The sequence below is a fragment of the Burkholderia seminalis DSM 23518 genome, assembly GCF_902832885.1.
In the GTDB taxonomy this organism is placed as follows: domain Bacteria; phylum Pseudomonadota; class Gammaproteobacteria; order Burkholderiales; family Burkholderiaceae; genus Burkholderia; species Burkholderia seminalis.
On sequence record NZ_CADFDK010000023.1, the window covers coordinates 33258 to 53257 of the forward strand.

Genomic DNA, 20000 nt, shown 5'->3' on the forward strand with positions numbered 1-20000 from the left:
TGATCAACGCCTTGGTGCTGTGCATCAACGAAAGGATCTGGCGCCGAGTGCTGAAGTGTGCGCAGTCGGTAGTCGATGGGACAGAGCCGGTCACGGTCGAGTTTGCCTATGCTCCCGGTCGACGCCAGGCGCAGCTCACCGCAACGAAGCCGCCAATGTTATCGCGCGAGGCAATCGACGCGAGCGGAAGTAGCAAAGTGGTTACCACCATCGCTCGCCGGTCGAGAACGCGATGGTGATGCTCAAGGCAGTCGTGTGGACATGTAGTCCTGAGACCTGGGCGCCAGAAGTTGCCGGTAGCGCGGACGTGCTCTACCGCACCGCTGAACTCGCCGGCTGGCAATTCGTTCGATTGGCCTGAAATCATCAGCAAAGGCACCGCTTTGTCCTTGCGGCTGTTTGACGCAACTGAGCTAAGCCTTGCACGGACTGTCGGTTACCACTGTCCAGACAGCGACACCACGTGAGATCGCTTGCTCACACTACTTGTCAGCAGATCGCGCACGTCGACATGTACGACGAGTCGACCTTTCGTCCGTTGATCATAATGGAAATATACTCGCCATGGCGAATATACTAATTTAATAAATTCGATATTGCCAATCAAAGATACTCTCAGCCACACCAACCCTTCATCAGGATTATTTAATTTACCATCCACAATTTGATGCTTGATATGATTTTGGAAACGCATACCACTCATAATTTTCTGAATGAATTTCTGAATATATGGTTAACACTTCCAATCTGGGTAAAGTATGGAATAGCAATCACTTTCGGTTTGTGTGTCGGCAGCTTTCTTAACGTCGTTGCACATCGCGTACCGATAATGATGGAGCGTGCATGGCGGGCGGAACTCGCTGAAGCCACAAACACGAGGCGCGATGTCGGTCTCGTCCCTCGCTACAATTTGTTTTATCCGCCCAGTACATGCACACATTGCGATCATGTGCTAAGTGCGAGAGAAAATATTCCTCTCGTTAGCTATCTACTGCAACAAGGGCGGTGCCGCCACTGCACCCATGCCATTGGCATCAGCTATCCGATCGTCGAACTCGCGAGCGGGCTACTTGCCGCCTTCGCACTCGCCGTGTTTGGCCCGACCCTTGTTGCAATCGCCGCATTTGGACTTTGCGCCACATTGCTTGCCGTTAGTACAATCGACATCCAGACTGGCTACTTGCCGGATTTAATCACGTTGCCACTCTTGTGGGCCGGGCTCGTGCTGAACCTCAGCAATACATTTACGTCACTGGAGTCGGCCGTCATCGGCGCGATAAGTGGTTATATATTTCTTTGGTTTATCTACTGGCTATTCAAGTGGCTGCGCGGCATCGAAGGTATTGGCTTCGGCGATCTGAAGCTGCTAGCTGCCCTCGGCGCCTGGATGGGTTGGACATCATTGCCTCAAATTATTGTTCTCGCAGCTTCGGCAAGTCTGATCGTTGCGCCTATAGCAATATGGTCTGGCCGCGTGCGCGTAGACGAGCCCATCGCTTTTGGGCCGTTTCTTGCAATTGGCGGCGTTATCACATTGTTCTTCGGCTCCCCACTCTATTCATCACTCGGCTACATACTGCACTAGGTGACCTGCTCCCCCAGGGATTAATACGGTAACGCTGTCGCGTCCGTTCCAGAGCGCAAAGGCGGATTGGAGTCGTACCACGAACGTCTGGTGAGCGGCATGCTCGAGCGCGGTACGACCCCGAGTTCGCCGAGTCGATCTTCGCGCAGACCAAGGGTTTCCGCGACTACGGCTTCCCGGAGAGCCACGCGGCCAGCTTCGCCCTGCTCGTCTACCCGAGCGCGTGGCCGCGACGGCACGAGCCAGCGGTATTCCTCGCCGCGCTGCTGAACAGCCAGCCGATGGGCTTCTACACGCCGTCGCAGCTGCTGCAGGACGCGCGACGGCGGGGCGTTGAGGTGCTGCCCATCGACGTGAACGTGAGCACGTGGGATTCTGCAATCGAAGGCTCGACGACGTCGGCGCCCGTGCGGCTCGGTTTCTCTCTGCTGTGCGGCATGCGCGAAGACGTGGCCGGCCGCATCGAGCTCGCGCGCGCGAACGAGCTTCGCTCGTTCCCCGTGGCCAACCAACGCGCGGCGCGTTGGTTGGCCGCCGCTGCCGTGCCTGATCGGGATCTGCTGCGCGGCACCGAGCGCGACGACGCGGTGCCGGCGTTGCATCAAGCATCGGAGGGCCACGAGATCGTGACGGACTATCGCGCGATGGGCTTCACGCTCGGCCGGCATCCGCTGGCGCTGCTGCGTGAGCGCCTTACGCTAGATCGCCTGCAGTCGGCCGAGCAGCTGGCAACGTTGCGCAGCGGCCAGCTCGCGCGCAAGCAGCGTCTCGATCGCCTTGTAGGCTTCTTCGCGCGACTTGAAAAAGAAGCCCTGACCCGCAACGTTCAGGGTCCATGGCCACGCGCGGCCGCGGTAGTTCGATTCGTTCAGCGCGATGCCGGCGAGGATCTTAGGATCGACGTTGGTGTGCAGCAGCTCGAACGGCACGACCGCACGGGAGCACGCCCATCCACCTCGACGTTCGGCGAGTGCCGCCTGCGCGCCGTCATCCAGTACGAGCGGTTGGAGCCAACCGCGGTCGATAAACCGGTCGTCCAATGCGACATTGCGCCCATCGATCGAGACCGTGACGCCGGCGTCACTCGAGCTGCGCACGGGCTGGCCGATCAGCGGAGACGCCCATTCGACGAACGCATCGAGGCCGCAGTAATAGACAGGCTTCCCCGGCAGCATCGCGACGCGTCGCACCGCGCCGTCCTGGATGACGACACTCACGGGGCTGATGACCTGCGCGATCACGGCCGAATGCGCATAAGCACTCGCCGATGCCATCGCGGTCGCAAAAATCAAGTGCTTGATCATCGCGGCTCCCGGTACGGCTCGAGCACCATGTCGCGATTGATCTTCATCATGAAGTGCCGTTTGCCCGGCTTCGACGAGATTGTCGGCGGGATGTTTTTGTAGCGGTCGAGCACCGACTGCGCGGTTTGCGCCGCGATCTGCCCACCCGTGCTGCCCACAGTGGTGACGCCAAGCGGGCCGGACGTCGTGCTCTGATCGCTATTGCTGAAGGCGCGAACCAGAATGGCGGTCAGGAACGAGGTCGAGTAAATCTTGAAGAAGTGGTTGTTCACGTCACCACTGAAGCCGGCCGTGCCATCGCCGTCGGCACCTTGTGCGCCGTACAGCGGCACGTGCTTGCCGTTCGGCAGACGCATCTCCGCGCCGGCGACGAGAATCGATTCCTGCCCCGGCTGAATGTCTGAGCTATAGGGCGCAACGATCGTGGTGCCCCACGGAATCACGAGGCAACGCCCGTCGCCATTGTTCGCGTACACGTCGCTTTCGACGATCAGAGACGCGGTGCCAGGACGATCCGAGTTGAGCGCCTCGTTCGAGAGAACCGGAATCTTCGCTGGCGGCGAGAGCGTGCAGCCGTGCGACTGGCCGACAAATCCAGTTCGCGCGAAATCCTTGTCGCCCTCGCTCAGCTGCGCGATGTCGTGCATGAATGCGTTGTCGCGTTGTTGCGTCGTCATCGATCCTGCCGCCGGCCCACCGCGTGATGCGAGTGCCGCCTGCGCCGTAGCCTCTTTCATGGCAGCGTCCTGAGCGGCCGCCTGCTGAAGCAGCATCTGTTGCGGCGAGATCATGCCGTTCGGTAGTTGCGGCTGCTGCGGCTGGGCCTCCTTAATCTTGACGCCAGGGCGGAAGATCGGCGAAACAAAGATGCTGTCCTCGTCATTTGCAGCTTTGAGTTCCGCCGTGCTGGCGCTCGGCAGGACCGCGTCAGCCGACAGGGTCGGCTTCTTCGCATTCGCAGCCGCGGCAGCGCTTGCGGCGGCTGCAGCTTCCGCAGCGCGCCGACGGGCTTCGGCCTGTTGCTGCTCGATGATCTTGTCGACGTCGGCTTTGTCAGCGTTGCTCTTGTCGACGGCTTCGGCGGCACGTTCACGCTTGGCCTTCAGCGCTTCTGCCTCCGCCTTGTTTGCTTCAACGGTCTGCGTGTAGAAGCCCAGCGAGCCGATACCAAGGGCAGCAATCGCGCCGATCGCAATCATGACGTTGCGCGGCACCTTGCCCTTGAACAAGGCTTTCTCTTCCGGGCTGCTCGGATCGATCTGCTTTGCCATACCGATCTCAGAAGCCGAAGAGACCGCGACGGCCGCGGGTGATCGTCACTTCCTCGCCCGGTCGCGTGAGCTTCACCTCGTCCGCCAGTCGCTGAATGACGATGTACGGGCCGCGGCGGATGAAGTTCGGGCTGACGATGTCGCCACCGTCGTTGATGGTCGGCACGGCAAACGGCGTACGCGGCGGCATCCGAATCCAGATGAATGTGCCATCGTCGAAGACTGTCTCCGGTTTGAGCGAGCTCGTGCCGGAGACGGTGTATTCGAAGTTCAGCTTGTCGGGCGGCACACCGATCGGCCCGGAATCCGATTGACCAGTGTGATCCGCGTCGCGCTCGTCGCCTGCAGCGTTTCCGCGCGCGCGGACTTTCGCCATCAGCGAATTCGGGTAGTTGAAACGGACATTCTGATAAAACAGCCCGCCGAGCGGCGATGAGACGAGCGTCAACTCGTACTCGCGCTTGTTCGTGCTTAGGTGCAGCGTGTTGACGAGGCCCGACTTGATCGGCTTCACGTAGACGTGATTTGCTCCGTCGGTATCGACGATCCACTGCCGCGAGTCGCCCATCGCCGGATCGCTAGTCAGGCTCTCGCCGCGTTCCAGCTCGATCGTCGTGAGCTTCAGCGGCGCCGTCATCACGCGAAATATTTGGTCGTTGCTGTACGAAAACACGGCCATGCGTGCGTCGCCGGGCATCGTGATCGGATCGGTACCTGAGTTGTACGGATTCACCGGGCTCATCGCGTCGCCGATGATGCTGCCGACATCGAAACCGGGAATCGGCGAAACAGGACTCGCGGAATTCTTTGCAGCGAACGCATTGGCCGACGCCGCGATCAACGCGAGCGCGCTCCAGGTCAGGAGGGAACGTGGTCGTTTCATGCGCCGGTTTTTTGCAGAGTGAAGAACGGGTAGTAAAGGCCGTACGGATTCGTGCCGAGTACGTCTTCCGCGGTCGGAGGAATGATTTGGTAGCGCATCGTCAGCGCGAAGCGGACGTCGACGGGCTTGTCGGTGGGCGATTGCCGGGTCGAGGTTGTGAATTCGACAACGACGGTCGAATCCTCCAACAACGAGACGTTGGTGACCTTCGGCTCACGGACCAGCTTCGGATTGGTGGTGATCTGGTCGAACGGTTTGTCCTCGCTGATCCAAGACGCGAACTGGTTCTTCGCGTTACCGACCATCTTTGCTTTGACGGCGTTGATGTTCTTGGCGAGGCGTGAGGTGCGGATATCGTCGGTGAGGACCGGCTCGATCGTGAACCAGTGCTCGACGTCCTGTTTGATCGCCGTGCGTTTCGCTTGATCGTCGGGGTTGTACGCGGCCAGTTGCTTGACCAACGGATTACCGCCGGCATCGGACGAGACACCGTAGGCCCTCACCACCGACGGCGGCGGTTGCCGGGTGTACAGGGCGCCACCAGCGATGATCGCAAGGACGAAACAAAAGGTCTTCCAGTGATTGGCTTCGACGCGCAGACGGGTCCCCTGATCGAAGATGATCGTCTCGGGATCTTCGTTCGAGTAATGGCCGGGCGCCGGCGACAGGGCGACCTGCTTCTTGCTACGGGGAAAGAGTCTGGGGAGTCGCATCACGGAGTTCCAATTGGGACGGATCAATTGGAACAGCCGAGGCGACAACGGCACCTGGGAAAAGAGCCGTGATTTCAGGGACCTTTTCGAGCCGCAAAGAATCGCTGGCCATCGGTGCGACTGCGCGCAATCAGTTGAGGGGCGTACGGCAATAAGCCCTATGAAAATCGTGAGCTTTTGGGCCTTGCGTTTACGACTACATCGATAGAATTAGTACGCCGTCGTTGCACGCGTTGCACGCAACACCCTGGTGGTGACGAGACGGCAGCCATTCGTAAATCATTGTTTTCGCACGATTCTCAAGCCGGTCCTCGTTCGAGGAATCCTGATGCCCCCTCAACCGGTTGAGGGGCATTTTTCAGAAACAACAACAATTGACGATCAACGATCCTCGACTCGTATGACCTGTTCCAAATCGTGTAATAGTTCGGCCGCTGAGGAAACAGGCTTCTGCCGAGATCGGTTGGCCGCGGTCGCGCGACATGAGGATCTCCGTGGGGCCGGCGCTCCACCCGTTGTGCTGGGCACGTTCTATCGAGAGCAGTTAGACCGGCAGCTTTGGCCGAGTCAAGCATCGATGGCCGCCGCCTTCAAAGTGTCGAAGGCGATTGTCACACGATCAATTCAAGCGTCTTTGCTTCCGCCCGACGTGATCGCCTCGTTCGGCGGACCATGTCAAGTGTCATACCGGACAGCAGATATCGCTGCGAAATTGATCCAGAAGGTTGGTACGGACCTTGTCACGCGAAGGGCTCTAACCGTTCCGGCCAACATTGCTCCATCGAAAGTGATATCGATACTGTCTACGGGCGTGGTCCAACCCGAAGACGGTGTCGAACTTCGACTGTCTGTAGGTGCAAACGGAAGGTACCTCAGAATCGATGCGCCTCATATCGACCTTGTAGTTCCCCATCTTGCCGTACTGCAAGATCTGCTGAACGCTCTATTTCCGTCGGTCATTCCGCGGAGACGCTAACGGTATTGTCGAACGGGTGACGGATTCCGACCTCGAGGGAATTGCCAGGCGATGAGTGACATTTTCCGACCCAGTGCTTTCGGCAGACCGTGGAACATAATAAGTCGGCGGAGCGCAATGGTGACGGTTTCCGACCCGAGGCGTGCCGAGATGCCGAGAGGTGACATTTTCCGACCTGCAGCGACAGTTGCCAAAAGTGACGAATTCCGACCTGCTGACTTTGGCCGGAAAGTGACATATTCCGACCTTCTAACTCGACGCCTCAGAAGTGACGTTTTCCGACCCAGTGTGCGGTTCCAAAGGTGACACTATCCGACCTAGACGTAGAGCTGACGGTGACAGATTCCGACCTGGCAAGCATCTCGATAAGTGACAAATTCCGACCTGAGGTGGAAGATCTTCTTCTCTTTCATACGCCGGGATTTCGCACCGACAGTGACGTTTTCCGACCCAAGGGCCTGCCATTTCTATGACTTTTTCCGACCCGTCGCGATGGTTTTTCCGCCGATGACCCGCCCCAGCCGTGGGACTGGCCCTCATAGTTTGTGGAAAAGGTGACGTTTTCCGACCCGGCAGTCCGCTTCCTCATTGTTCTGGGGGTCTAGGCGGTCAAAGGTGAGTGAGTACTTAGTACCTTTGGGCCGGTCAGGTCGGAAAGCGTCACCTTTTCCGCTTGCAACCCAGTCTTTCCGGCCAATAGGACGCTGATCGGAGGTCCTAGAGCCGCGTGGAGGTCGGAAAATGTCACTTTTAAGTGACCCGGTGTGCGTTGGAGGCAGGTGTCAGGGGGTTGTTGTTGTATAGGAGCAACTTTCAAACAGTGCTTTTTGTAAGACAGTTTGTAGAACCGTTTGTAAAACCTTTTGTAAACGCTGTGCCCCGTCCCGCACAGGCTTGCCAGGTAAGGCTTTGCCGGACGTCACAGTCGAGAAACTGTGACGTTTGCCGACCCGGAGGTGACGCAATCCGACCCTAAGTAGACACAAAGCGGGCCGGCGGTGACAAATTTCGACCGTTATCCACAACGGTGACTTGCGCCCTGAGCATGTCACCTTATAATTGTGACACCCTCCGCTGAAGGTCACCTTTGTGAACAAAAAGGCAAAAAACCAGTCCGAGCCGGCTCAGGTCGAGATCGTAGAACTCGAACCTCTCCAGATCGAGCCGTTGGACGAACCTGCTCTGGACGGTGATGGCCGCGTACGGGGGACTGTTGCCATGAGCCGAGCTCTGGTCAATGCCCAGCAAGGCCTGACCCTAAACGAGAAGCGGGTCATGATGGCAGCGCTCCGATGCATAGATAGCAAGAAGTCACCGTACTTGCATGGTAAGGGTAACGGCTATGTAAGTGTTCGTGTTCGAGCCGACGAGTTCGCCGCGCTGGCAGCACTTGCTCCGCGGTCCGGCGAGAAGCAGGCCACTGCCGCGTATGAGGGACTGAAAGAAGGCTGTGCGAGTCTTCAAAAGCGTCAATTGACGTACATGGATGGCCCGAGGAAGGTGGTACTGAATTGGGTGTGGAAGGCGGTTTATCATGAACGAGAAGGATGGGCAGAAGTTTCCTTCTCTCCGGATTTAACGCCCCACATCTTCATGTTGCAGCGGCGTTTCGTCTCGTATCAACTCGAGTTTGCCCGAGGGCTACAGTCACTTTATTCGTGGCGGCTCCTCGAACTGTTGATGCGAGAGCGGGATCGGGGCAGGCTCCTGATCACGTTGGAGGATTTCCGCCACGTGCTTGAAATCCCTGCTACGTACCGCTTTGCCGACATCAAGCGTCGGGTGATTGAAACCGCTGTGAACGAGCTGAACGCAAAGGCGGATCTTGTAATTTCCTGGACACCGGTGAAACTCGGCCGCGCTGTGAATTCGCTCGATTTCAAGTTTATCCAGAATCCGCAAAGCCGCCTCGCACTGGACGGCGACTTGCCCTTTGAAGAATCAAGTGCAGCGGCAACTGCCGGAAGCTGAAGCGCGACGGCCTCGCAGTAGTTCCGTCGCGCTACATCGCTTGTAGTACGGCACGGGGTGAATGCCACTCTAGCTGTGTTGCCTACCCGGCGGACATACGTGGGTGTGGCACATCGCTACTTCAGTTGGTGGCCGTCTTCCGCAAGGAGCTTTTTGAAGGCCGCAACGTATGCCTCGGCTTTTTCGGCCGAACCTAGAGCGAGGTCCAGACGGACCTTCCCGTCGCCCCATTCCTTGATCGCACCGATCTCAGCCCCTTCAACAGTTGACACCTTGTACTGTCGCGAAAGGGACTTCCGTGGGGCTCGGCCATTTTCGAGACTTTCGCGTATAGCCTTCACCTTCTGAAACGGCAATTCCTCGTCACGAATGCGCTCGGCAAATGCCAAGGTGCGCTTCTCGTCCGATGCCTTGAGGAACAGGGTGAGCTCGTAGCTAGTTGATAAGCCGAATTGTTTGGGATGCGAACCGATCACGTCCAGGACTGACTGCGGCAGATCCAGCAGCGCGAGAATTTTGCTGACCTTGGATTTGCCTTCCTCCACCAAGACCGCCAGCTCGTCATTCGATTTTGCATGACCCTGATCGAGAAGTTTCTTGTACCCGAGTGCGACGTCCAAAATTGTTTCCTGCTCGCGCTCGTTGTTTGCGGCTCGGGCAAGGCGGTAGAAATCTATCGGGTCCAGGCCTTCGAGAAGCTTCACATCCAACGTCTCGAAGCGATTCCGGAGCGCACCAAGCTTTCGGAACTGGCCGTCGATCAAGATTGCGCGGTCGGGAAAGTCGGGGTGGCGTCCGGCAAGCACGGGGACGAGTTGGCCATCTCGGGCCATTGAGGCTGCGCGCGCGGCGATGAGCTCTTCTTTGTAGATAGTGCGACTGTTGAGCGGGTTATCGTCGATATGGCTTATTGGCATTGTTATATACCGCGCCTGCACCTTCCCTGCTTGCTCCAGGCCTGCCAAATACGCTTCTGCAGCCGATCTCGTCGGGGCAGCGACATTCTCATTGGGCTGATCCAATAGGCTGCTTCGGCCGCTCAATGCTTCATCAACGCGGTCGAACCTTGAAGGTGCCGCCGTCACGCGCATTGTCTGGTCGCGCTTTACACCTGCATTAAGCGCCGCAGAGAAGTCTTTCTTGCTCATGCTCGCACCTCCAGAACTTCAAGAATTTCGTCGACAAGATCATTCAACTCTTTGTGGGCGGCCTTGGCCGAGCGGAGTTGAAGGACAGTAGCACCAGATACCTCTGCTTCCTTGTAGGCGGTGCGGAAGCCGAGCTTCGTTTTCAGCATGGGAAGCTCATCGTCTCCAGCCGCAGCTTCAAAGATCTGCTTCACGATCGTGACGTTCTGGTTCATGTTTGCGAACGAACGAAGCTTGAGATCCGGGTTGCGGATCTGTGCCTCCATACCTAATTTTTTTGCCTCTTGAACCGCCCAGAGGTTGCCGCCCGACGCTGCGATGGGAATTAGGCCCAGGTCAGAAATAAGAAGGGCAACGGAGGGCGCAGCCGATTTAATGGCGGGCGGACAGTCGATGACAATAAAATCATAGTCATTCACGTACTTTGCAATCTCCCGATCCGGCCGAGGACTTAGCGCCAGGTTCGAAATAGCTGCCGGGTACGGTCGATCATCTGGGGCCGCGCCGACTGAGAGTGTTGCGGTGCCCTGCTCGTCCAAGTCGACTAGCATGGTTCGATAGCCTCGCAGGCCGAAGGCACCCGCGATATTGGTCGAGGTCGTTGTTTTCCCCGACCCTCCTTTCTGGTTGAAGACGGCAATAATTTTTGCGGCCATGCGTTCTCCTTATGCGCTCGGTGCTCGGACAGAAGCAGTTTCTACGTAGAAACTGCTCGCCAAGCGGGCTGCCAGAAATATTAGGATGTCATCCGAAAAAAATCAAGAAAAATGACGCGATTATGAGAAATTCTACGCTCCGATGCGACAGATCAACCGGAACTTGTAGAGTGGCGTGCTTCCAGGAGTAGTTTCTACGTAGAAACTTGGGTTTTGCCAGCAGCACCTTCGGCGGCTTAACGGTGGGGCGGACGGGTCGCGAATCGGACGCAAACGGAGCAATTGACATTCTATTGTGCGACCTCTTCGAATCGTGCGCAGTTTTTAGGCTTACGTCCTAGCGCCGTGGGCAGTTTCTACGTAGAAACTGCCGTCGCGTAATACGAGCTCGAAGGCAACGTTTTGCGATCGAGACCCTCGGACTGGCGCATCAGGGAATTCTTTTGGGATGCTCAGAAGGCGTTCAGTTTCTATATTGAGACTGAGTTGTCCCACCAATTGCGGACGTCGGAATCAATCGTCAACTCGCGCGTACTGAGCGGGACGCCGAATGCTCGCAGATATAGTTTCTACGTTGAAACTGCGGCCGATGCAGTCAGTGATACCCCTCGGAAACTTCTAATCTGATGCCCCTGGGGGCGTTCAGTTTCTACATGGAAACTGAACGAGCCAAGCAGTTACAGACATTGGTCGACCGACAAAGCTCGCATGCTGAACGTGATAGCGAACGCTGCCAGATCCAGTTTCTACGTTGAAACTGCGACCAGCGTCCACGACGAAAGCAATCACGAACCGTTTCGCCCGCGGAGAGGATGGGCCGCCGACTGACATTTCGGCGTATTCGGAATGTGGACTCAAAAGATTCGATTTTTTCTTATATACTGACTTTTCGCTACGCGCCCGTAGATGGCCGCAGCGTACGCTCCGTCGCAATGTCTAGGATTATCTGCGGGATCGTCGGCCTGTAAGGACGGAAGTCGTAGATGATCTGGTAGTTCGATAACACCCACGGAATTAACTCCGACTTAATGTAAGAGAAGTCGAAGGTGGATCGTCATCGTCACCGTTGATGATGTTGCGTCGGACACGTTCATATCGGCGGTCATAACAGCAATGTTGGCGTCGCAGATACTTTTGATTCTAGGGCGATTCGCCATCAATCGATTTTGACGACCCGAGCCGCGCTAAGAGGTAGCTAATCTAAGGAAGGTCTCCGCCTCTCGGTATTGGCGGCCAAGCTCCGCAGTTGCGTAGATCGATGTGGTGTCGAGCGAATCGTGACCTGCAAAATTTCGCGCGCTCCCGAGACTCATGCCATTGGCCAGCGCATGCGACACGAACGTGTGTCGCAGCCAGTGCGGACTGGCTGCGCTGAAAGCGCGTGCGTGTGGCGAGTCCTCACGTAGTGCCGCGGCAGTCGCCATCGCGAAAAACTGCCTAACCGCCTTATAAAGTTGAATCGGATGGATCGGCCCGGCTTGCCGCGCGCGCGGCAAGCTCAGGCGCCGGATCCGTTTTGCTGGCCTTCGCCGCGCGCCGGATCCGGCCGATCTCGGCATTCGACAGCAGCGCCGGGATCAACGGCGTGGCGGCCGGGCAGGCGAGGGGATCGCGCGGCAGGCCACGCGACTCCAGATAGTCGCCCATCAAGTCCAGCACCGCCGGCACCAGCGGCACGAAGCGTTCCTTCGCGCGCTTGCCGACCACGCGCAGCAACCGGATGGTCCCCAGCTCGGGGCCGGCGTAGCGTTCTTGCACGTCGTCCGTGAAGGCGCCACACAACTCGGCACGTCGCAGCCCGGTGCTGTACGCAAAGCTCAGCACGAAGCGCATGCGTGTCGCCGCGGCCGTGTCCGGCATCGCGTCGAGGACGCGCATCGCGAAGCGCCAGGCGTCGGAGGTGAAGCCGCGCTCGATCTGCAGACGCGATTTCGCGGCGACGCGCCGCTCGTTTCCGGCGGCGTCGTGTGTCGATCCAGTGAACACGCGCACCTTCGCGAACGCGTTGTGATCCAGATACTGCGCGTCGACCAGCTCCCCGAAGAATTTCTTCAGCGCGGACAGCGCATCCTGCCGGCTTTTGACCGACAGAGGCCCACGGAACGGCCGCCAGCCCAGATCGCCGCGATGCGCGGTGCCCGTCATGACCCATTGGCTGGCCGGCTGCGGATCGATCAGGAAGCCGTTGATGTAGTCGCGCGCATCATCGGTATCGAGGCTCGACAGCGCCTTGCGCTTCACGAAGATCGACCAGAGCAGCAGCCGCTCGGCTTCGGTGCGGTAGCGTTGGCGCGTATGCGGGTTCTCGTAGTCGGCGAGCCAGAAATCAATCGCCTCGCGGTCGTTGTTGGCGCGGCTGTTGTTCCTGACGAGATTGCGGTGTGTGCCATGCGAGCCGTCCAGCTCGGGCGGCAGCAAGAACCGTTCGAGCGGCACGATCGCGGTGACGGGACCGGCCGCGGCCAGCGGCGGGCCCGCCAGCGTGCGCTCGGACGGGTGGATTTGCACGCCGGCGGCGAGCTGCAGGCCGGTGACGTCCCCGTAGTGCGCGAGCCACGCGGTGATGCGGCGCGCGCCGACTTCGCCCAGGCGCGGCACGCGTCGGTACCAGCGGTAGCCGAGCGCGTTGATCGACTCGACCAGCTTGCCGATCGTGGTGAGGCCGACGTCGGCGAGACGCAGCGCGACGGCGGTATCGAACCAGCCGAGCACGTGGTGCTCAGGGCGTGGATCCTCGACCACCAGGCGCGCGAGCGCCTCGAGCGCGGCCATTTGTCGCGCGCGCAGGCGGGCGTTGCGCTGCTGCCGACGTAGGGTCGCGCCGGCGTCGGTGTTCGCGCCGGCGCGTCGGCCGCTGGCGTCGCGGCGAGGGCGGCCGGACGAATCGCAAGGAGCCGGGCGGTCGCGAAGTCGTGCCGCTTGCGGGCCGCGGGGACGAAGGCGGTGACCAGCCAGGTGCGGGTGGCGTCCGCCTTGCGCGCGTCGCGGCCGAATTCGAGGTACTGGCCGGCCAGCTCGGCGAGATCCAGTCCTTCCAGATAGCCACGGAAGAAGGCGAGGTGCTGCAGCCCGATCCGGCGCTGCGCGGCCGCGTCGCGGCGTGCGGCGCGCGAGCGCGACTTTCGGCGCGCAGCCGGCGTCGTCGCGCGGCGCCGCGCCGCTGGCAGCTCGCGGAAGTCGACATCGAGCACATCTGGATCGTCGGCGGTCGTCATCGGTGGCTTCGAGAGAATACGGAAACTGTATTGTTTGATACGTGTCCTGCGGCGCAGCGGCGTCCGCTCGCCTTTGACTTCGTCGGACGTCCGATGAAGTAAAGCTTGTACCGGCTCGACGGAGCTGATCCACGCGGAACGTGGTCGGTCGGGCTCAGATGAACAAGATTCGCTTCTCCGATTTCGGAAGGAAGCGTCGAAAATATCGATGTGGAGAAGGCAATGTTGGAAATCTCGGGCGGTCGACGGCATGGATATCGCAATCTCGTGGAACATCGTACAATGAGGCGTGCCTCGCCTAACGGATTGTTTCGAAAAGGCATTTCGCGTTTCATGTGTTGATGTTTCACGAACATCTTGAGTGAGGTGCGTTTTTTGGCGCCGGAAAGCCCACTGAAAAGGCCGCTCTTCTTATTGGATACCAGTCTGGATTTAATTCGTATCGTTTGGTACGTGTTTCGTAGTATTTGCTCGATTCGCCAACGCGCCTTCCTGCCCTAGCGGTTTCCCTATCCGTCACTCCCACCTTTCGTGTAGTAAAACGTGTGCATAGCTTGTATGGAGCGCGCGATGCGTTCACCACGTTTCCGAAAGGCGGCTACCGACGTGCGTCCGTACGGCGCGCATCGGTTCGACGTGTTCGGTCCCAAGGTCGGCAGGAGGCTGACGTTGTTTGGCCGAAGCGCGCTTCAGCTCTGGCTGCGGCTGGAATCCGACCCACAAGTGGTTATCTATTGCGAGCGACCGCTGCTCGTCCCGGAGGCAAGAGGGAGTCGGGCTGCGGACTTCTGGGTTTGCACGGACTACGGCGAGCAGCTGCATCTGGTTTTGCGATCATCCGAAGCGATGGTCGCTGCAAAGGGGCTTCGTGTGTACCCGGCGCTCGACGCGTGGTGTAGGGCGAACGCGATGACGATGCACACCATCGTCCCGAATCAACTCGACGATCCCGAGCCGCTGTGCCAGAACAGGCTCACGATGTTGCATTACCTCGCGGCGAACACCACAGCAGTCGGAGACGAATTTTCCCGTGCCATCTCGACCGCGTGCGATGGCGGCTTGATGCTGGCCGAATTGGGACAACGGTTTGACGCCCTTCATCCTGAACTCGTGCGTGCCGTCGCGTTTTCATTGGTCCTGAAAGGCATGCTGGACTGCCCAACTATTGCCTCACAGCCTCTCGGACCCAATAGCCGCCTGGTGACGCCATGAGATCGATTGCCTTCGGGACGCTACGCTTCGATCGCCGCTCCATTCCTGCTGAGCTGGTTGACCTCAGCCAGTGGCCTAGTGCCGACGACAGCGCCCTAGATGAGCAGGCACGGAAGCTCTTCGCGCGGCGGGTGCGCGCGATGACGCTGTTTGTCGACGGAAGCACGCCACTGCAGTCGATCGGCCGAGAAACGGGAGTGCGGATCAACGATCTATACCGGCTCTTCGAACGATGCATCGCACCTCACGAAGATGGCCGTATTCATGGTTGCCGGGCGCTGCTGCCCTGGCTGCATACCCGTCCGTATGAACGTCGGGCCCCCGTGACGACAGCCGGTACCGACGGCACGAGCGGCGCTTTCGGTCAGCTGCTGCTTCGATACCCGCAAATCGCGCGCTGGATCGAGCGTAACACGCTGGTTATCTTCGTCGACGAGGCACAACGACTTGAGATGGAGCACTACGAGTGGCTGCGTGACGTGCAGGACGAGCTTGGTCGCCGCGGTATCCGCATGTTTGCGTTCCTCGTCGGCCAGCCTGGCATTCTGAACCGCAGGAGCGCATTCCGGCAGAACGTCGACACCTCGCAGATCGTCGCCCGCTTCATGATTGACGAGATGCGGTTTGCGGGCATGCAGCAGGCTGCTGACCTGAAAATGTCTCTCGCCGCGTACGACAGCTCAATCTTTCCGGATGGCAGCGACTGGACCTATACGCGGTTTTTTCTGCAGCGTGCGTACGACACGGGCTTTCAGCTCGGCGCATCGTCAGTACGCCTGGGTTGTTGACCGGAATAGGATTTCTTTGATGTCGGACTCGGACCAATGCTCACTGAGCATCAAGATGCGGTGAAGCAGCCAAGCGCTTGAGCGGTGTTTCAAAGCGTTAAACTAATCGTGATCGGCGCGTTTAGTTCCCGCAGCGAGAAAACTCCTGCAATACATAGCGATCGGGGAGGGGCGACTTGATTTCAATTTTGCATACGGCCGACTGGCAGATCGGTCGAGTGTTCGCGCAGTTTGAGCCTGACGACGCTGCTGCGCTGTTCGAGGCCCGCTTTGCCGTGGTAGAGCGATTGGCTGGTATCGCGACCGATCGCGGTGTCGATGCCATCTTGGTCGCAGGCGACGTGTTTGACGCCCAAACGGTGGCTGACAAGACGATCCGTCGGCTCTTCAACGCGATGCAAGGCTTCACTGGGACTTGGGTCCTCATGCCGGGCAACCACGACGCTGCGCTGGCCGAGTCGGTGTGGAGCCGGGCGCGGCGCCTTGGAGTGATCCCGGACAACGTTATCGTATGCCTGGAACCGAAGCCCATTGTGGTGGCCGGCAAGTTCACCTTGTTGCCGGCACCCCTGACCCAGCGCCACACCTATATCGACCTAACCGAGTGGTTCGCGGCGTATGTTTCAACGAACGATTTGCCGCGGATCGGTCTGGCTCACGGTAGCGTGCAAGGAATCCTTCCCGAGGACGTGGACTCGGCAAATCCGATCGCTGCAGGCCGGGCACAAGGCGCGGGGCTGGCTCCGGGCTGGGAGCTGGTGCATGAAACTCAAGCGATTGCGAATCGAGAACTTCAAACGCTTTCGGGCGCCCCTGGAGCTGGGCAACTTCGCCGACGGACTGAACCTGTTTGTCGCCCCGAACGAGGCGGGCAAGTCCACCGTGGCCGAAGCCATTCGAGCGGCTTTCTTCGAGCGGTACAAGTCCAACTCGGTCAGTGGTTTGCGCCCGTGGAGTGATAGCTCCGCGACACCCTCGGTGGAGATCGAGTTCGAGCTCGGCGGCAAGCCCGCGCGGCTCAGCAAGTAGTTCCTGGGCAAGAAGCGATGCCAGCTGAGCATCGATGGCAAGACCGACAACAGCCACGGCCTGCAGCTCTCCGCGAACGAGCGGCTCGATCTGTACTTTGCCAAGCGACTCGATTTCCATCCGACCAAAGGCCAGAGCATCACACCGGGCAGCTACGCAGACAAGTCGCTGGACAAGTTCTTCGCGCGCTTCGAGGCCAAGGTGGAGCAGGACCGCCTGCAGTTTCTCTTCGGTCCGTCCGCCGACACGGCCACGCTGGTGGGGACCCTGAAGAGCCTGATCGGCTACGGAGACGAACAGTCAAACGTCACGATCGTCGACTTGAGCGGCGTCCCCTTTGAGGTCCTCAGCATCACCGTGTCACTGATCTCGCGAATTTTGTTCGAGTACGGGTACCACTACAAGGTGATGCGGACTGCGGCAAAGGAGAAGATCAACACCGACATGCCGCTCCTGCTCGTGTACGAGGAGGCCCACAAATACGTACCCAACAGCGACCTGTCGCGCTTTCGTGCGTCCAAGTTCTCGATCGAACGCATAGCCAAGGAGGGTCGCAAGTACGGTGTGACGCTGCTCCTGTCGAGTCAGCGCCCGTCGGAGATCTCCGAGACGATCTTCTCCCAGTGCAGCAACTTCCTCGCGATGCGGCTGACCAACCCGAGTGACCAGAGCTACGTCGCACGCCTGCTGCCTGACACGCTTGGCAATCTTTGCGACAAGCTACCGACCTTGGGTAAGCGTCCGAGCAGTACCGTAGTGCAGGTTGTTGACTGCGAAGCTCTGCGACGCTATCTGATGGGCTCGACGCGAGCAGTAGGCGGCAGCGACGGCGCCACGTTCCACGGAAGCAGCTCGTCGACGCGGTTAGCCGGATAGTCGGCGATGCGCTCGAGCACGTAGGCGAGATACGCCTCGGGATCGAGGCCGTTTAAGCGCGCCGTGCCAATCAGGCTATACATCGCGGCGGCACGTTCGCCACCGGAGTCGGCGCCGGCGAACAGATAGTTCCGCCGTCCGAGAGCGACGGCTCGCAATGCTCGCTCGGCAATCAGGTTGTCGATCTCCGCACACCCATCGCTGCAGTAGTAGACGAGCGCTGGCCAGCGATTCAGCGCGTACCGAATCGCCTTGGTCGTGTCAGATTTTGCAGAGAGCTTGGCGAGCGTCGCTTCGAACCAACGCTTCATGTCGTCGAGCAGCGGCACCGCCCGCGCTTGGCGCACACTGCGCCATTCGTCGGGCGGCTTGCCGCGGATCTGCTCTTCGATCTTGTAGAGCGCGCCGATCCGGCGCAGCGCCTCCTCCGTCACGGCGTTGGGGCGCACCGCATGCAGGTCGTGGATCTTCCGGCGCGCGTGAGCCATACATGCGGCTTCCTGGACGCGCCCGTCGAGATATAGCTCGGCATAGCCCGCGAACGCATCGGCCTGCAGCACACCAGTGAAGTCAGCGAGATGTCGCTGCGGATGCTCACCGCGGCGATCTGACGTGTAGGCGAACCAGGCCGCCGGCGGTTCGTCGGAGCCGCTCGGCCGATCATCGCGCACGTAGACCCAGAGACGTCCTGTCTTCGTTCGACCGTTGCCCGGCGCCAGCACCGGCAGCGGAGTGTCGTCCGCATGCACCTTACCGCAGGCCAGCGTGTAGCGGCGCACGGCGTCGACCAACGGTGCGAGCAGCGCCGTGATGCTGCCCATCCAGTAGCCCATCGCGCCGGGATCGATCTCGACGCCGTCACGCGCGTACATCACCGCCTGGCGGTGCAGCGGAAGGTGGTACGCGAACTTCGACACGGCGATGTGGGCGAGCAGCGCCGGACCCGGGATGCCCCGATCGATCGGGCGGCTCGGCGCCGCAGCCTGCACGATGCGATCGCAGCGCGCGCAGGCCAGCTTCGGGCGGCGATGACGGATCACACGGAAGTGCGCACGCACGTATTCGAGTTGCTCCGCGACGTCTTCGCCCAACGGCTTGAGCTGTCCACCGCAATCGGGGCAGTCATCATCGGCGGGCAGATGGACGCGCTCTTCGCGTTCAAGATGTTCGGGTAGCGGCTTGCGGCTCGGACCTTCGCGGCGCGGTCGCTTTGCCTCGGGAGCGGCTGCTACATCGGCGGCGCCTTCGTCGGCCTGCAGATCCTCCAGCCGCAATTCGAGCTGCTCGATCTGACGATCCAGCTTCTCCGATTTACGGCCGAACTGCATGCGGCGCAGTTTCGCGATCGTGAGCTTTAGGTGCTCGATCTCAAGTGAGCGCGACGAGAGTTGCTGCCGCAGCTCGGCGACCTGGGCGTCGCGCTCACGCAGCAACGCTTTCAAAGCGTCGATGTCGTCGGGCAGCGCGGTCGAGGTCGGTTCCATGAGGACAGTTTACGACCGCCCATGATCACGCGAGCACCAGTTAACAATGGTTTACAGCGCGCTGCGTGGGCGCGCGGCTTCGACCGGCTGCCGCCAATCGAAACCCTCGAGCAAGAGCGACAGTTGGGCGGTTGTTAGCGCGACCACGCCGGCGTCAGCACGCGGCCACGCAAAACGCCCCTTCTCGAGCCGCTTCGCCAATAAACATAGCCCGCCGTCGCTCCAATACAAGCACTTCAGCAGGTCACCGCGCTTGCCCCGGAACACGAACACGTGTCCAGAGAACGGATCTTTCTCCAGCACCGTCTGTACCTTCGCGGCCAACGAATTGAAGCCGCATCGCATATCTGTGACACCCGCCGCGATCCAGATCCGCGTGTTTTGAGGCAGACCGATCATCGTAAAATGCGATCGAGAACAGAACGCAGCACGTCCGGGTCTGGCGCGCCTTCGATGCGAATCGACGTCTTGCCATGCTGGATCTGGATCGAGCCGGACGGTATGTTGTCGGTCGCAGTCGGCACCTCGAGCGCCATCGACGGCTGAGACGGTTCGTTGACGACAACCGGAAGCATTGCGTCTGGAATCGCATCGTCCGTTAGCAGGCCTTGCGCATGGAGGCGACGCCATGCCCACACCTGATTGGCATTGATGCCGTTCTCGCGAGCAACACGGGCGACCGACGCGCCGGGCTCGAATGTCAGCGCGACGATGGTCCGCTTCCATTCCGTGGGATGTCGGCGAGTTTGCCGTTTCGGCGGGATCTCGACTGTCTGAGTCACTCTGTCCACAACTCCTATCGTGGACACGACTGGTCATTCGTGTCCTTCACAGGACATCATGGCACTCGTCACCGAGCGTTCACAGACGGTACTGGTCTCGTGCTTAC

General features: G+C 59.7%; 17 protein-coding genes and 2 pseudogenes. 9 read left to right on the plus strand and 10 right to left on the minus strand.

Annotated elements, in window-relative coordinates; translation table 11 throughout:
- The first annotated feature begins 667 nt into the window (after positions 1-667).
- The gene (locus HWX00_RS35020; RefSeq protein ID WP_226194340.1) at positions 668-1585 is read left to right on the plus strand and encodes a prepilin peptidase; all 918 of its coding nucleotides are present in this window, start codon (positions 668-670) and stop codon (positions 1583-1585) included.
- Positions 1586-1636: 51 nt separating this feature from the next.
- Positions 1637-2544, plus strand: a pseudogene (locus HWX00_RS35025) (helix-hairpin-helix domain-containing protein); the annotation flags it as partial.
- A 341-nt stretch (positions 2545-2885) separates the two neighbouring features.
- Here HWX00_RS35025 and HWX00_RS35030 read toward each other — a convergent pair.
- Genes HWX00_RS35030 through HWX00_RS35040 form a run of 3 tightly spaced genes read right to left on the minus strand, consistent with a single transcriptional unit; the run spans position 2886 to position 5756 of the window.
- On the minus strand, positions 2886-4160 hold the full coding sequence (locus HWX00_RS35030) for a TraB/TrbI/VirB10 family type IV secretion system protein (protein ID WP_175028730.1): 1275 nt from the start codon (positions 4158-4160) through the stop codon (positions 2886-2888).
- A gap of 7 nt (positions 4161-4167) precedes the next feature.
- Positions 4168-5043: a TrbG/VirB9 family P-type conjugative transfer protein gene (locus tag HWX00_RS35035; protein WP_175028731.1), complete on the minus strand. Its 876-nt coding sequence runs from the start codon at positions 5041-5043 to the stop codon at positions 4168-4170.
- Positions 5040-5756, minus strand: a complete 717-nt coding sequence (locus HWX00_RS35040; protein ID WP_175028732.1) for a VirB8 family type IV secretion system protein — start codon at positions 5754-5756, stop codon at positions 5040-5042. The genes HWX00_RS35035 and HWX00_RS35040 overlap by 4 nt, the downstream gene beginning before the upstream one ends.
- A 2065-nt stretch (positions 5757-7821) precedes the next feature.
- On the opposite strand from HWX00_RS35040, the gene HWX00_RS35045 reads away from it, so the two are divergent.
- Complete coding sequence (locus tag HWX00_RS35045) at positions 7822-8703, plus strand: replication initiation protein (RefSeq protein ID WP_175028733.1); 882 nt, start codon at positions 7822-7824, stop codon at positions 8701-8703.
- A gap of 116 nt (positions 8704-8819) precedes the next feature.
- Here HWX00_RS35045 and HWX00_RS35050 read toward each other — a convergent pair whose 3' ends face one another.
- The 4 genes from HWX00_RS35050 to HWX00_RS35060 all read right to left on the minus strand — a co-directional run bounded on the left by HWX00_RS35050 (position 8820) and on the right by HWX00_RS35060 (position 13279).
- Positions 8820-9851: a ParB/RepB/Spo0J family partition protein gene (locus HWX00_RS35050; RefSeq protein WP_175028734.1), complete on the minus strand. Its 1032-nt coding sequence runs from the start codon at positions 9849-9851 to the stop codon at positions 8820-8822.
- The gene (locus HWX00_RS35055) at positions 9848-10507 is read right to left on the minus strand and encodes an AAA family ATPase (protein ID WP_027791981.1); all 660 of its coding nucleotides are present in this window, start codon (positions 10505-10507) and stop codon (positions 9848-9850) included. The genes HWX00_RS35050 and HWX00_RS35055 overlap by 4 nt, the downstream gene beginning before the upstream one ends.
- Before the next feature lie 1184 nt (positions 10508-11691).
- Entirely contained in the window at positions 11692-12066 is a 375-nt protein-coding gene (locus tag HWX00_RS37340) for a tyrosine-type recombinase/integrase (protein WP_226230474.1), read from the minus strand.
- Positions 11954-13279: a site-specific integrase gene (locus tag HWX00_RS35060; RefSeq protein ID WP_226194338.1), complete on the minus strand. Its 1326-nt coding sequence runs from the start codon at positions 13277-13279 to the stop codon at positions 11954-11956. The genes HWX00_RS37340 and HWX00_RS35060 overlap by 113 nt, the downstream gene beginning before the upstream one ends.
- 140 nt (positions 13280-13419) lie before the next feature.
- On the opposite strand from HWX00_RS35060, the gene HWX00_RS37095 reads away from it, so the two are divergent.
- The 6 genes and pseudogenes from HWX00_RS37095 to HWX00_RS35090 all read left to right on the plus strand — a co-directional run bounded on the left by HWX00_RS37095 (position 13420) and on the right by HWX00_RS35090 (position 17627).
- Entirely contained in the window at positions 13420-13824 is a 405-nt protein-coding gene (locus tag HWX00_RS37095; protein WP_226194337.1) for a hypothetical protein, read from the plus strand.
- Positions 13825-14292: 468 nt separating this feature from the next.
- Positions 14293-14934, plus strand: coding sequence for a hypothetical protein (locus HWX00_RS35065; RefSeq protein ID WP_226194336.1), 642 nt, complete (start codon positions 14293-14295; stop codon positions 14932-14934).
- A complete protein-coding gene (locus HWX00_RS37100) occupies positions 14931-15722 on the plus strand; it encodes an ATP-binding protein (RefSeq protein ID WP_226194335.1) in 792 nt (263 codons plus the stop codon). The genes HWX00_RS35065 and HWX00_RS37100 overlap by 4 nt, the downstream gene beginning before the upstream one ends.
- A 176-nt stretch (positions 15723-15898) precedes the next feature.
- Positions 15899-16462: pseudogene (locus HWX00_RS35080) on the plus strand (metallophosphoesterase family protein); the annotation flags it as partial.
- Positions 16463-16484: 22 nt separating this feature from the next.
- Positions 16485-16751 carry an AAA family ATPase gene (locus HWX00_RS35085; protein ID WP_208456753.1) on the plus strand — a complete coding sequence of 89 codons (267 nt, stop codon included), beginning with the start codon at positions 16485-16487 and terminating at the stop codon, positions 16749-16751.
- A gap of 201 nt (positions 16752-16952) precedes the next feature.
- Positions 16953-17627 carry an ATP-binding protein gene (locus HWX00_RS35090; protein ID WP_244131213.1) on the plus strand — a complete coding sequence of 225 codons (675 nt, stop codon included), beginning with the start codon at positions 16953-16955 and terminating at the stop codon, positions 17625-17627.
- Here HWX00_RS35090 and tnpC read toward each other — a convergent pair.
- The 3 genes from tnpC to tnpA are packed head-to-tail and all read right to left on the minus strand — an operon-like array spanning position 17540 to position 19893.
- A complete protein-coding gene (gene tnpC / locus HWX00_RS35095; RefSeq protein ID WP_175029420.1) occupies positions 17540-19111 on the minus strand; it encodes an IS66 family transposase in 1572 nt (523 codons plus the stop codon). The genes HWX00_RS35090 and tnpC overlap by 88 nt on opposite strands.
- Positions 19112-19162: 51 nt before the next feature.
- A complete protein-coding gene (tnpB, locus tag HWX00_RS35100; RefSeq protein WP_038785480.1) occupies positions 19163-19510 on the minus strand; it encodes an IS66 family insertion sequence element accessory protein TnpB in 348 nt (115 codons plus the stop codon).
- Positions 19507-19893, minus strand: coding sequence for an IS66-like element accessory protein TnpA (tnpA, locus tag HWX00_RS35105; protein ID WP_226194389.1), 387 nt, complete (start codon positions 19891-19893; stop codon positions 19507-19509). The genes tnpB and tnpA overlap by 4 nt, the downstream gene beginning before the upstream one ends.
- Positions 19894-20000: the final 107 nt, after the last annotated feature.